Origin of the sequence: Scrofimicrobium canadense (assembly GCF_009696615.1) — a bacterium.
In the GTDB taxonomy this organism is placed as follows: Bacteria; Actinomycetota; Actinomycetes; order Actinomycetales; family Actinomycetaceae; genus Scrofimicrobium; species Scrofimicrobium canadense.
Genome location: NZ_VULO01000011.1, coordinates 1 through 12,962, shown reverse-complemented (window position 1 = coordinate 12,962; position 12,962 = coordinate 1). Strand labels below are relative to the sequence as shown.

The following is a 12,962-nucleotide window of genomic DNA, read 5'->3' as shown; positions in this document are numbered from 1 at the left end:
CTTAACGTGCGTATAGGCGCAAGGTTTTCTCAACCTTGCACCTATACGCATAAAAAGACTAAATTAGCTGATACATCCAGTGATGGCGATCTGGCAAAATCCCGCGCTGTATCCCCGAAAGCTCTTCACGAATACTCAATGTCAGGTCTCCACCAGGCACCGCTACGGTAAAGCCCTCACCAGCGATTTCTCCAATCGGCGTGATAACTGCAGCAGTGCCGCACGCAAAAAGTTCCACGACCTCACCCAAACGTATGTCGGCAATAAGATCGGCCAATGCAATCGGCGTTTCCTCCACAGTCACATTCCGATCAGCCAGTAGCTGGATGATGGCTCCGCGGGTGCCTCCTTCAAGGATCGTCCCATCAAGGGCAGGCGTTTGGACGCTTCCGTCAGCATGCACAACAAAGATATTCATCCCCCCCAATTCCTCCAGGTGCGAATTCGTTGCAGCATCAAGATAGCAAACTTGAGCATAGCCTTTCTTAGCTGCTAACGACTGAGGCAGAAGAGAATTAGCATAGTTCCCGCCAGTCTTTGCGGTGCCTGTCCCGCCAGGAGCTGCTCGATGATACTCAGTTTCTACCCAAATCTTGACAGGCTTCAGTCCACCTTTAAAATACGGTCCAACTGGCGTCGAAATCATGAGATATAAGTACTCAGCCGCGGAACGCACACCGAGAAATGGTTCCGAAGCAATCATGAACGGCCGCAGATAAAGACTGGAGTCTTCCGAAGATGGAACCCATCTTTCATCTGCCCGAACTGTCTGGACGATTGCACCCAAGAAATCTTTGACATCAATCTGTGGCATTCCCATTCGCCAGGCTGAATGGTTAAATCTTGCTGCGTTAAAACCGGGACGGAATGTCCATACCGATCCGTCTTGCCAGCGGTAGGCTTTCATTCCCTCAAAGATTTCTTGCCCATAGTGTAATACTGCGGCGGAGGGCTCCAACGGAATTGGACCGTAAGGCACAACTGCACGATCATGCCACCCCTCGTCTTCCGTCCATTTTGCGTACCCCATATAGTCGCCAAAAGTTGTCCCAAATTTCAGCTCTTCTAAGGCTTGTGCGTGCACGCTATCATCTGCAGGTGTTGGATTGACAGTGACCGGATAGAGGGCCGCCACCTCATCGGCTGGAGGTAGTGTGCTCTCGGCCAGACGTTCTAATTCAGTCACTGTTTTCTCCTCTCAATCGAGCAGCGCGAGGATCGCGTCGCCCACCTCTACAGTTGTGCGCTGTGGTGACCCATTGGAGGCGCGCCACTTCATATCTTCTTCAATAGCTGCACCTACGCGTGCGGCTTGTTCCCCATACCCATTGTTTGCCAATAACAACTCCACTGATCCAATGGCAGCAATTGGATCGGCTATACCCCGTCCCGCAATATCGGGAGCTGAACCATGAACCGGCTCGAACATGGACGGGAAAGTACCCGTTGGATTTAAGTTAGCGGATGCTGCAAGACCAATACCTCCAGTAATTGCACCTGCCTCGTCCGTAATGATGTCGCCAAAGAGATTATCGGTAACGATCACATCAAATCGTTGGGGATCCTTCACCAAGTAAATCGTTGCTGCATCAATATGGGAGTAATCAACCTCAACCCGAGGATACTCTGCCGAAATCTCATTCACATAGCGCTGCCATAGCTTACCTGCATGTACAAGCACGTTGGTTTTATGGACTAACGTGAGTTTTTTTCGTTCCCTTGATTCGGCAAGATCAAATGCGTAGCGGACAACCCTCTCTACGCCGAGAGCAGTGTTCATTGATACCTCGGTAGCGATTTCTCCTGGGGTTCCCACCCGGATTACACCACCGTTGCCCACGTAGAGGCCCTCGGTTCCCTCTCGCACCACCACCATGTCGGTACCCTCAGGGGCTTTCAATGGAGAATCCACTCCCGCATAGTATTTTGATGGTCTCAGATTGACGTATTGATCGAAGTCAAAACGGAGCTTCAAAAGAAGTCCCCGTTCCAATATGCCCGGTGCTACACGCGGGTCCCCTACAGCACCGAGAAGAATGGCCTGATGCTTGGAAAGAGCTTCTTCGTCAGTATCGGTAAGAATCTCTCCAGTACGCAGATAACGATCTGCCCCAAGATCGAAATACGTCAGTTGAAGGTCCTGACCAGCTAGGACCTTTTCGAGGACACGGACAGCCTGAGCAGTGACCTCGACACCGATGCCATCACCCGGCACAACCGCAACATTGAAGGTACTCATAGGGGAAGATTCTCCTGTTTCGATCCGCGTGAATGCTGGATTTTTGCATAGAAATTATACTATTTCCCGCAAAAATCCAGCACTCACCATTTAGTCAGCGAGCGGCGGAGCCATCGACGTAGTCTCCATCTGCCTGAGTCCACCCGAAGTTCTTACGAAGCTCTTGACCGACCTTCTCAATCTGGTGACTTTCTCCTTCAGCGCGCAGAGCCTTGAATTCTTGACCACCGTTGTCTTGATCGGCGATGAACCGTTTAGCGAAGGTACCGTCCTGAATATCCGCCAGTACACCCTTCATGTTTTCTTTGACATGCTCATCAATCACGCGAGGACCCGATACGTAGTCACCAAACTCAGCGGTGTCAGAACAAGACCAGCGTTGCTTGGTGATGCCGCCCTCGTTCATCAAATCAACGATGAGCTTAAGCTCGTGCAGAACCTCGAAATAGGCAATTTCTGGTTGGTAGCCAGCTTCGACTAGTGTCTCGAAACCGTACTGGACCAGTTGAGAAACTCCTCCACAAAGAACTGCTTGTTCACCGAATAGATCCGTCTCAGTCTCTTCGGTGAAGGTAGTCTTGATTACCCCGGCGCGAGTTGCACCGATAGCTTTCGCGTAAGACAAAGCGAGCTCCCAAGCCTGTCCCGATGCATCCTGCTCGACAGCAACAATCGCTGGGATTCCTTTGCCATCCACGTATTGCTCGCGAACTTTGTGGCCTGGTCCTTTAGGTGCGACCATGCAGACATCGTGTCCGGCGCCCGGGTCAATGTAATTGAATCGAATGTTAAAACCATGTGCAAAGAACAGTGCAGCGTCATCCTTGAGATTCGGAGCAACATGGTCCTTGTACACGTGGCGCTGGAACTGATCGGGAACCAGCATCATGACTACATCTGCCTGGGCAACAGCTGAAGGCACATCAGTCACTGCAAGTCCAGCCTCTTCAGCTTTTTTCCAGGACAGAGAACCTGCACGTAGTCCAACAACGACGTCAACACCTGAATCCTTGAGGTTGAGCGCATGCGCGTGGCCCTGCGAGCCATAGCCAATAATCGCTACTTTTTTCGATTGGATGAGGGCGAGGTCAGCGTCGTTCTCGTAGAACAATTCGGCCATTATTAGTTCTCCTTGATTTGATCGGTGATCGATTTCGAGCCGCGGCCAATAGCCACCGCACCGGACTGCGCGAGTTCACGCACTCCGTAAGGTTCCAGTGAAGCGAGCAACGCTTCTAGTTTTTGACGTGAGCCAATTGACTCAACGATGACAGTGTCTGCTTGAACATCAACGACGTGGGCACGGAAAAGATCGACAATCTGCAACACCGCTGTGCGGCAGGATTCATCGGCACGCACTTTGAGTAGGAGTAGTCTGCGTTCCACGGATTCGGCTGGCGGCATTTCCACCACCTTGAGCACGTTGATTAGCTTATTAAGCTGTTTGGTAACTTGCTCTAATGGGACTTCTTCTGCGTCGACGATGATCGTCATACGGGAGATGCTGATGTCCTCGGTCTCGCCGACGGTGAGAGATTTAATGTTGAAGTTGCGTCTAGCGAAAAGCCCGGCAACTCTAGTCAGCACACCTGGTTTATTTTCCACCAAGATGCTCAATGTATGTAAGTGTTCCATGGTCACTCCTCCCCATCCCACTGTGGAGCTAAGCCTCGGGCGTATTTGATGTCATCATTGGAGACTCCGGCTGCAACCATTGGCCAGACCATCGCGTCCTTAGAAACTCTGAAATCGATAAATACAGGGCTGTCGTTAATAGATAGTGCCCATTCGATAGCGTCATCGACTTCTTCAGCCTTTGTCACCTTACGTGTCGGAATCGAATATGCCTCAACCAGAGCACAAAAATCTGGGACCTGTCGATCAGCATCTTCGTCGTTCAGGTGAGTGTGCGAATACCTCTCGTTATAAAAGAGATTTTGCCACTGGCGGACCATACCCAAAACTGAGTTGTTGATCAGTGCAACTTTTACAGGGATCTTGTTCACCACACAGGTGGCCAATTCCTGGTTAGTCATCTGGAATGAGCCGTCTCCATCAATGATCCACACGACGTCATCTGGGTTAGCAACCTGAACCCCCATGCCAGCCGGGACTCCATATCCCATGGTACCCAGGCCAGAAGAAGAGATGAAGTGCCGAGGTTTTTCAAGCTCAATAAACTGCGCCGCCCACATCTGATGTTGTCCAACCCCAGTTGCCCAATACGCGTCGGGACCTGACAGTGCGGAAAGGCGCTCTAACACATACTGCGGTGCTAGCTTTCCATCTTCAGGTTCAGTCCAACCCAATGGATAATCACGAACTAATCTATTGAGGTAACGCCACCACCCAGCTAGATCTGGTTTCCCATATTTCTTTTGCGATTCTGGTAGCTGCTGATTCAACGCGGCCAGCACACGCTTCAGATCTCCAACGATAGGAATCTCAGCAGTACGATTCTTCGAAATCTCAGCCGCATCAATATCAACGTGAATAATCTTTGCTCGATTCGCAAAGGTGTCCAGTTTACCTGTCACCCTGTCATCGAACCGCGCACCCAGCGACACTACAAGGTCTGCCCGCTGCAAAGCCCCCACAGCAGCAACCGTTCCATGCATACCTGGCATACCAAGATTATGAGGATTTGAGTCCGGGAAGGCTCCCCTAGCAGTCAACGTTGTCACGACGGCAGCATCAGTAAGTTCCACCAACTGTGCAAGCTCATCGCTTGCACCAGAGCGAATAAGCCCACCGCCAACATACAGAACGGGGGCCTGAGCTTCACACAGTGCTCTTGCAGCTGCTTTTACCTGCTTATTCGAGGGTTTGCCTGGCTCGCGATAGCCACGAATGTCAAACTGCGGAGGCCAAGAAAAGTCGAGCTCACCGGTCTGAGCTGATTTCGCTATATCAACAAGGACAGGACCCGGCCGCCCTGTCGCCGCGATATGGAACGCCTCTGCAATCCGCGCCGGAATGTCGGCTGCCTCTGTCACCAAAAACGAGTGCTTTGAAATGGGCATCGCTGCCCCCACCACATCAGCTTCTTGAAAAGCATCCGTACCGATGAGCGCGGCTCCTACTTGCCCCGTAATAACCACTATCGGGACCGAGTCGAGGTTCGCGTCTCCAAGCGCGGTCATCATATTGAGAGCGGCTGGGCCCGATGTAACTATCGCCACCCCAACTTTTCCACTCGAAATTGCATATCCTTCGGCTGCATGTCCTGCGCCTTGCTCATGCCTCACCAAAATATGATTGAGTTTCGAATCCATGAGCGGGTCGTAGGTTGGAAGGATTGCGCCGCCTGGAAGACCGAATATATCGGTCACCCCAAGATTTTCCAACGAGCGAACAATCGCTTCTGCACCGGTCATTCTGGCCTGCTGCGTCACTGCTATATCTCCGTCCAAATAGTCCCCAGGTTTCCAATAAAAAAACCCCAGCTGTATGAGCGTGGGGAAAGCGTGTGGTCCACCTGTTAGACAGCAGGAGCCACACGCCCGGGTACGACTACCACGGGGTACATGATGACTCCAATCGCGTTGTGCATGAAGATAACACTAGCCGAAATTTTCTAAATCCCGTGACTGTCTCAAAGTGTGAGTAGGATCGCCGTCACAATAGCCACCCATCCGGGACCATTGCCCGATAGTTGTCCCATAGGACGGGATAGGCTTTAGCTAGAAGAGTAGTAGCCCTTGGGCCCACCATCATCGACGAAGTGAGAGAATCTGTGACTGCTGTCTTTGAACTCTTGGCGGAACAGCCAATCATCTATGTGTTCCTCCTGATTGGTATAGGGATGGCCTTCGGTCATATCAAAGTCAAAGGTATTAGCCTTGGCCCCGCTGCCGTTTTGTTTCTCGCAATCATCCTTTCTGCATGGGCCGATTCTTACAATGTGAAACTCGAAGTCGCTCCCGTCATTGGGACTCTAGGTCTAGTCATATTTGTCTTTGCAATAGGTATCAATTCTGGATCGGCCTTTTTCCACAATCTCAAGACATCTTTAGCTCCAATACTGGCGATGGTTGTCCTATTCGTGGTTTCTGGGTTTGTTACTTTTGGCGTCGGAAAAGGCGTTTTCAATATGTCATCAGCCCAGATTGGTGGTGTCTTTGCTGGCGCTTTGACGAATACTCCTGCACTGGCTGCGGCAGCTGGCGCATCAGGGGACGAGGCTTCAGCAACAGTTGCCTATGCCATCACCTACCTCTTTGGTGTAGCGGGCATGTTAGTTGCAGCCATGGCTGCGCTTTCCTATGGCAAGCGTGATACGGATACTCCCAGTCCCCTCGCTAATCGCACCATTCGAGTAGAACGTGACGATCATCCATTTATTGGGGATCTTTTTGAGAAATTTGGCGGGAAAGTCACTTTCTCTCGCTTGCGCCGTGGAGAAAGCGGTCCAATCACGCGGCCTTCCATGTCAGATACGCTCGATCCCGACGATCTGGTTACGGTAGTTGGCCCTCGTGAACTTGTGGCAAAGATGGCCGATGAACTAGGCCATAACTCCTCACATTCACTAACGAAGGATCGCACCTACCTGGATTTCCGGCGCATCACGGTCTCTGATCCAAAAATTTCGGGCCGTAAAATCGGCGATCTAGAAATGGCAAAAAACTTCTCGGCCACTATTTCACGCGTTCGACGAGGCGACGTCGATATGGTCGGTGAACCAGGTCTCGTGCTCCAAGAAGGCGACCGTGTCCGTGTCGTAGCACCGACCTCGAAGATGGCGGCGATAACGAAGTTTTTTGGAGACTCTTCACGCGGACTCTCGGACATCAACCCCGTAGCCTTGGGGATCGGTATTGCACTCGGATTCGCAATCGGACATATCCCGATTCCTCTGGGAGATTCAGTATTCACGATTGGCGGTGCCGCTGGCGCGCTCATTGTTGGCTTGATTTTTGGGAAACTTGGAAGAATTGGTCCCTTTGTTACCGCTGTTCCTTACACTGCGTGCATGGTCATGGTAGAACTTGGGCTACTCCTATTCTTGGCTCAGGCTGGCAGCAAAGCTGGAGCGCAGGTCCTCACAGCATTTGCTGACGGTGAATGGTGGCGTATCCTCATTACGGGAATCATAGTCACTTCGGTCATGGGGGCTGGCCTCTATCTTGTGATGCGTTTCATGTTCAAAATGGGTGGGACAAAGCTCTCAGGCTTGCTCGGCGGAGCGCAAACTCAGCCTGCAGTCCTAGCATTCGCTAACTCGCGTACGGGTGCAGATCCGCGTGTTGCTCTAGGTTATGCACTGGTCTACCCGGTCGCTATGATCAGTAAAATTCTCATTGCACAGGTACTGGGTGCGCTCTGACCCCCCACTGCATCTCGATCTCTTTTTCGACACAATGGAGATATGGCATTAGAGCAGAATTCGGATGATCAGATCAGCCGGTCAATCCGGCAACGAGATATTTTGGCCTACCAGCTTCGGGTAGTCTTGCGACTTGGCAGTATGCTGCTTGGTGCTGGCGCCAGTTCCTTCAGGGTCAAGGCATCGATGAATCGTTTGGCCCACGCCGTTGGAATAGAAGAACATCGCAGTCTGGTGACTATGACTGAAATCGTGTCCACAGGCTATTCTCATGGCACATTCCGCACAGAAATTGCGGAGCAACGAAGCATGGGAGTAAATGCTGATCTTATCGATCGACTCAACCGATTCGTTGCAAGTCTTGATGGTCAAATATCTGTCGAAGAGGCAGAGGAACGTTTGAGCCTCGCAGAAAAGAATAAAAGGGTGTACAGCAAGACCACCAATATGCTGGCCTCAGGCTTCGCGTGCGCGGGCTTCTCTTTCCTCAATGATGGCACCCCCATCCACCTTTTGGCCGTATTCATAGCGGCGACCATCGGCCAGTGGGTTCGCCGCATGCTCATTGTCCGTGGCATCAATCATGTTGGTGTGTGGATGTTTTGTGGCGCACTTTCTTCCGCTATCTACATCGGGTTCCTCAATATCCTTTCCATTTTCCTCCCTGATAGCCCGATGTATCACGGAGGCGTTATCGCTGCTGTCTTATTTCTAGTACCTGGGTTCCCACTACTTACTTCATTACTCGAGATGATTCGACAAGACCTATCTGCTGCGGTTCCCCGCATGCTCTATTCCATCGGTCTCATAACCGCCGTTGGAGTCTCTTTGTGGGTAGTCGTTACTTTCATGGATACACAGGCCACACAATCTCCCGCATACGCAGCAACAACACTGTCACTACCGCTTCTCTTGCCACTTCAAGGCGTTGCGTCATTTGTCGCAGCGTATGGTTTCGCGATGCTTTTCAATGCCCCGCCCCTCGCTTGTCTCGGCGCTGCTCTCATCGGAACAATAGTCAATGTTCCCCGAATCTTCGCCATCGATGCGGGAGCACCGCGTCAGCTTGTTATCGGAATAGCTTCGCTGGTCATTGGTCTTTTAGCAGCTGCCGTGGCTTCAAAGACTCGTTATTCCCGTGTCTCTCTTTCTGTCCCCGCAGCCGTCATTATGATTCCAGGGGTCTATTTGTACCAGGCCTTTTCGGACCTCAACAATGCGCAGGTAGGAGCGGCCGCGGATTCACTGACAACCGTGTTGTTTTCGGTTCTGTCAATCGGCGCTGGACTTGCAATTGCGCGTATGCTCACGGACCGCAACTGGCTCATTGATCGCTCCCCAGATCTTCCCGTCATCGCAAAACCAACCTGGTAGCTACCTTCGCCTTCCATGGATACTTCCGCGAAAACCCTGGGAATAGTACCGAAACCCCCAGGAAATAAGGACCTTGGTTCAGTTTTATAACTCTGTATTGCGTGGAAGGGCATCAATCTTGACCACAGAACCTGCCGAGGCGTACGGGACTAGTTTTCCTTCCACCTCTACCCCATCGACCAACAATCGATAGTCTGACGCGCCTGTCGCTGCTACCCGTACGATGTAATCGGCTCCGCGGATTCGCCGTCGGACAGTGTACTCTCCCACTTCTGCACCGATACATGGATCGATAATCAATCCATCGTAATCAGGTCGTACGCCCAGCAGATACTGTGAAATGGCAACGAAATTCCACGACGCAGTACCCGTAAGCCACGAATTTTTCGCCTCCCCGGGCCGGGCTGCATCTTTGCCCGCAATCATCTGCGCGTAAACATACGGCTCCAAACGATGAACTTCTGAAATGTCCTCACGGTAGGCGGGCGCAATTTGCTTATAGTATTCCCACGCGCGTTCCGGGCGTCCCACGATCGTCTCAGCGATCATGATCCACGGATTGTTGTGGCAAAAGACGCCCGCATTTTCTTTGTACCCGGGGGGATATGTACTGATTTCGCCGTATTCCGGGTAATAATGTGTAAACGCAGGATTCAATACCACGGATCCATTGGGAGTATTGAGACGTTCGCGAACGGAATCTAGCGCTTCGATAGCCCTACCATCCTCCATCCCGATACCACCCATGATGCAGTATCCCTGAGGCTCTATCCAGATCTTTCCTTCAGCGTTAAAATTCGACCCAACGGGGTTTCCGTCATAATCGTACGCACGAAGGAACCACTTTCCATCCCAGCCGCTTTCAGAGACAGCACGCCGCATGGTTTCCACAGCCTTGTCGGCTCTGTCGGCCTCTCCAAAATCCTTACGCCGCCGGGCCAGCTGCGCATAATCTGGACCAATCGCAGCAAACATTCCTCCGATAAAAACAGACTCTGCTACGCCTCCTTCACGGTTTGGCATAGTTTGGAAAGACTCACCGGGTTCCTTGGAAAGAACATTGAGGTTGAGGCAGTCATTCCAATCGGCACGCCCAATAAGGGGTAATCCATGAGGCCCCAAGTTGTTCAGTGTGAAATCGAAGGATCGACGCAGGTGTTCCATCAAAGGTGCTGCAAGAGAGTCATCGTTATCAAAAGGAACCATGACGTCAAGGATTGATTCGTCACCGGTTTCTTTGATGTATGCGGCAACGCCTGCGATGAGCCACAGCGGGTCATCATTGAAGCCCGAACCAATGGCGTCGTTACCTCGTTTCGTGAGCGGCTGGTATTGATGATAAGCCGATCCATCTGGAAGTTGAGTAGCAGCAATGTCAAGAATCCTTTGACGGGCCCTCTCAGGAACAAGGTGCACAAAACCTAAAAGATCTTGGTTCGAGTCTCTAAAACCCATTCCGCGACCGATGCCCGTCTCAAAATAACTAGCAGAACGAGACATGTTGTAAGTGACCATGCACTGATATTGGTTCCAGATATTCACCATGCGATCGAGCTTGTCGTCTCCTGACTCGACCGTATAAGACCCCAATAAGGTATCCCAATACTGCTGAAGTCGGGAAAACTCTTCCCAAGCCTTTTCGGAGGTGTCGAACTGCGCCAGAATCGTGCGCGCCGGGTCCTTATTAACCACGCCAGGCGATTCCCATTTCTGGTCTTCAGCGACTTCCACATACGCCAAAGTGAAAACCAGATCACGCGACTCACCCGGTTCCAAGTGCACGTTCAGACAGTGGGAGGCGATGGGATACCAACCGTGAGCAATAGAATCACGAGACTTCCCATCAAAAACGACTTGCGCCTCTGACCAAGAGTTTTGCTGGCCAAGATAGCTGTCACGGTCGGTATCAAAACCGACGATAGGTTCGTTGACCGAGTACACGGCGTAGTGGTTGCGACGTTCGCGATATTCAGTCTTGTGATAGATGGAAGAACCATCTACTTCTACCTCTCCCAAAGACAGGTTGCGCTGATAGTTGGTTTGGTCATCCTCAGCATTCCATAACGCAAACTCTACGAAACTGAAAAGCCTAATATCTTTGGGTGCATCAGTCTCGTTTGTAAGCGTGACAATTTGAACTTCAGCATGTGCGTCTAGCGGGACGTAAAAGAGAACAGAGGCTTTTAGCCCACCCCGTGAACCTGTGATTCGCGTATATCCAAGACCATGACGGGTTTCAAAGAAGTCGAGTTCCTTCTTGTATGGAAAGAATTCTGGGCTCCACACATCTCCTTGATCATTAATGGAAAAGATTCTGCCTCCGGCATCGACTGGCACATTGTTGTACCTATAGCGCAGTAATCGACGCATCTTTGCATCCCGATAGAACGCATATCCCCCTCCGGTATGGGAAATCAAGCTAAAAAAGTCTTGAGATCCTAGGTAGTTAATCCAAGGGAGGGGTGTCGTTGGGGTCTCGATAACGTACTCTTTGTTGTCATCGTCAAAGTGGCCAAACCGCATCGTCGTGCCTTCCGTGTTACGTTGACGCCTCGCATTCTGAGACGCAGTGGGAGCGCTCCCACGAGCATACCGGTGAAACCGCTCCCATGCCAGTCCGCTACACAGATATGTTCAGACTCCTACTTCCATCGCGGAATACCGTTTTACCCTGCTAGCAAGCATGTATCTTGCTATGATCACACCATGTACAGCATCGTAAAATCGACCAAAAGTGACCAAGAAATCAGGTTGCCTCGCTTCGTCATCGGACACGCAGTCCGTACCCGCAACGACATTGAAAGCAGTGATAGAGCACTCATTCCAGAGCTCTGGCAACGAGTCGTGGCAGACGATGTCCTCACAAACCTTCCGGGAAGAGTCGGCGAAGAATACTTTGCCGTAATTAACGATTATGAAACTGACCAGCATAGTCACTTCACTAAGGTAATTGGGGTGGGAGTCGACCACCTCGTAGATATCCCTCAGGACCTTGTTGCTGTTTCTATTCCCCACAAACGCCGCAATGTCTTTGAAGCCCTGGCCGACATGCCTGCAGCCCTGGCAGAAGCCTGGGATCGAGTGTGGGAGAAGCATCCTTACCTCCCCACTAACCGGCGGGGGGGAACCGATATAGAAGTCCACTATCCCGATGGCGACATTCTCATACTTGCCGCGTATCAGGATGATGAAGAAATTCCCGAGTAGAAAGAAACTTCCGTGCTCAAACACATCGTGATGTGGAAATTAGAAGGATCAGAGGAAGAACGCGCTGCTCGCACTCAGGCACTGGGTGAAGCCTTAGAGAATTTGGTGGGAAATATCCCATCTTTGCTAGGAGCGATTGCTCGAAGCGCAGTTCCAGAGTTAGAGAACGATTACGACTTAGTCTTGATAGCCGACTTTGCCGATGTCGACGGGCTAAATGCCTACCAAAAGCACCCTGATCATGTTGAGGTAGCAAAACGCATTAAGGAGCTAAGCGTCGAGCGAGCCGCGATCGACTTTATGATCTGAGTTCGATCTTCGGGACTTTTTTGCGTATGATCATGTACTGTGCCCGACGCGAAAGCGGACGGGTAATTCGGGATGTAGCGCAGCTTGGTAGCGCATCCGCTTTGGGAGCGGAGGGTCGCAGGTTCAAATCCTGTCATCCCGACCATGTAAAGTGTCGGGACATCGTTTACGGTGTTCCGACTTTTTTGTTTGTGGGTGTGTCGGGTCATGGTTGACGGTGTGTTGGTTGGTTTTTTGGTTGGTAGTTCTTGTTGGGGTTGATGGTGTGTTCGGCGATAATCTGGCTCTTCGGACTTTGGTGGTGGATAGCGTGTCTCTCTCCCGATAGCCTCCTGTATTCACATATCGATTGCTGAGGGTGAAGCGGTCCGGGTAAAGCGGCTCTTCGGACTTTGGTGGGGTGTGGGTTAGGGGATGGTGATTGAGTCGAGTGTTTTCCAGTGGGGTTTGCCGGCGTAGAGGAGGACTCTGGTTTTGTAGTTGTTGAAGTTGGTGAAGCCGAAT

At 51.4% G+C, this 12,962-nt stretch carries 10 protein-coding genes and 1 tRNA gene; 5 read left to right on the top strand and 6 right to left on the bottom strand.

The window, feature by feature from the left end:
• Nucleotides 1–58: 58 nt before the first annotated feature.
• From FYJ24_RS09275 to FYJ24_RS09255, 5 genes are all read right to left on the bottom strand, one after another.
• Nucleotides 59–1,186 carry a branched-chain amino acid aminotransferase gene (locus FYJ24_RS09275; RefSeq protein WP_318656629.1) on the bottom strand — a complete coding sequence of 376 codons (1,128 nt, stop codon included), beginning with the start codon at nucleotides 1,184–1,186 and terminating at the stop codon, nucleotides 59–61.
• 12 nt (nucleotides 1,187–1,198) lie between these two features.
• Nucleotides 1,199–2,239, bottom strand: a complete 1,041-nt coding sequence (locus tag FYJ24_RS09270) for a 3-isopropylmalate dehydrogenase (RefSeq protein ID WP_154545754.1) — start codon at nucleotides 2,237–2,239, stop codon at nucleotides 1,199–1,201.
• Nucleotides 2,240–2,333: 94 nt separating this feature from the next.
• The gene (gene ilvC / locus FYJ24_RS09265) at nucleotides 2,334–3,359 is read right to left on the bottom strand and encodes a ketol-acid reductoisomerase (protein WP_154545753.1); all 1,026 of its coding nucleotides are present in this window, start codon (nucleotides 3,357–3,359) and stop codon (nucleotides 2,334–2,336) included.
• Nucleotides 3,360–3,361: 2 nt separating this feature from the next.
• Complete coding sequence (gene ilvN, locus FYJ24_RS09260; RefSeq protein WP_154545751.1) at nucleotides 3,362–3,874, bottom strand: acetolactate synthase small subunit; 513 nt, start codon at nucleotides 3,872–3,874, stop codon at nucleotides 3,362–3,364.
• 2 nt (nucleotides 3,875–3,876) lie between these two features.
• Nucleotides 3,877–5,616 carry an acetolactate synthase large subunit gene (locus tag FYJ24_RS09255; RefSeq protein ID WP_154545971.1) on the bottom strand — a complete coding sequence of 580 codons (1,740 nt, stop codon included), beginning with the start codon at nucleotides 5,614–5,616 and terminating at the stop codon, nucleotides 3,877–3,879.
• Nucleotides 5,617–5,975: 359 nt separating this feature from the next.
• Here FYJ24_RS09255 and FYJ24_RS09250 point away from each other — a divergent pair, with 359 nt between their 5' ends.
• Entirely contained in the window at nucleotides 5,976–7,568 is a 1,593-nt protein-coding gene (locus FYJ24_RS09250; protein ID WP_318656638.1) for an aspartate:alanine exchanger family transporter, read from the top strand.
• 42 nt (nucleotides 7,569–7,610) lie between these two features.
• The gene (locus tag FYJ24_RS09245) at nucleotides 7,611–8,942 is read left to right on the top strand and encodes a threonine/serine exporter family protein (RefSeq protein ID WP_154545749.1); all 1,332 of its coding nucleotides are present in this window, start codon (nucleotides 7,611–7,613) and stop codon (nucleotides 8,940–8,942) included.
• Between the two features lie 84 nt (nucleotides 8,943–9,026).
• Here FYJ24_RS09245 and FYJ24_RS09240 read toward each other — a convergent pair whose 3' ends face one another.
• Nucleotides 9,027–11,465 (bottom strand): GH36-type glycosyl hydrolase domain-containing protein, encoded by a 2,439-nt coding sequence (locus tag FYJ24_RS09240; RefSeq protein ID WP_154545747.1) that lies wholly within the window; start codon nucleotides 11,463–11,465, stop codon nucleotides 9,027–9,029.
• A 183-nt stretch (nucleotides 11,466–11,648) separates the two neighbouring features.
• On the opposite strand from FYJ24_RS09240, the gene FYJ24_RS09235 reads away from it, so the two are divergent.
• The 3 genes from FYJ24_RS09235 to FYJ24_RS09225 all read left to right on the top strand — a co-directional run bounded on the left by FYJ24_RS09235 (nucleotide 11,649) and on the right by FYJ24_RS09225 (nucleotide 12,603).
• On the top strand, nucleotides 11,649–12,149 hold the full coding sequence (locus tag FYJ24_RS09235) for a GyrI-like domain-containing protein (RefSeq protein WP_154545745.1): 501 nt from the start codon (nucleotides 11,649–11,651) through the stop codon (nucleotides 12,147–12,149).
• Nucleotides 12,150–12,161: 12 nt separating this feature from the next.
• Complete coding sequence (locus tag FYJ24_RS09230; RefSeq protein ID WP_154545743.1) at nucleotides 12,162–12,458, top strand: Dabb family protein; 297 nt, start codon at nucleotides 12,162–12,164, stop codon at nucleotides 12,456–12,458.
• Between the two features lie 68 nt (nucleotides 12,459–12,526).
• Nucleotides 12,527–12,603, top strand: a tRNA-Pro gene (locus FYJ24_RS09225).
• The last annotated feature ends 359 nt before the right edge of the window (nucleotides 12,604–12,962 follow it).

Excerpts from the sequence above, each read along its gene's own strand:
- FYJ24_RS09270 (WP_154545754.1), bottom strand. The coding sequence starts at position 2,239 with ATGAGTACCTTCAATGTTGCGGTTGTGCCGGGTGATGGCATCGGTGTC.
- ilvC (WP_154545753.1), bottom strand. The coding sequence starts at position 3,359 with ATGGCCGAATTGTTCTACGAGAACGACGCTGACCTCGCCCTCATCCAA.
- ilvN (WP_154545751.1), bottom strand. The coding sequence starts at position 3,874 with ATGGAACACTTACATACATTGAGCATCTTGGTGGAAAATAAACCAGGT.
- FYJ24_RS09255 (WP_154545971.1), bottom strand. The coding sequence starts at position 5,616 with ATGACCGGTGCAGAAGCGATTGTTCGCTCGTTGGAAAATCTTGGGGTG.
- FYJ24_RS09245 (WP_154545749.1), top strand. The coding sequence starts at position 7,611 with ATGGCATTAGAGCAGAATTCGGATGATCAGATCAGCCGGTCAATCCGG.
- FYJ24_RS09240 (WP_154545747.1), bottom strand. The coding sequence starts at position 11,465 with ATGCGGTTTGGCCACTTTGACGATGACAACAAAGAGTACGTTATCGAG.
- FYJ24_RS09235 (WP_154545745.1), top strand. The coding sequence starts at position 11,649 with ATGTACAGCATCGTAAAATCGACCAAAAGTGACCAAGAAATCAGGTTG.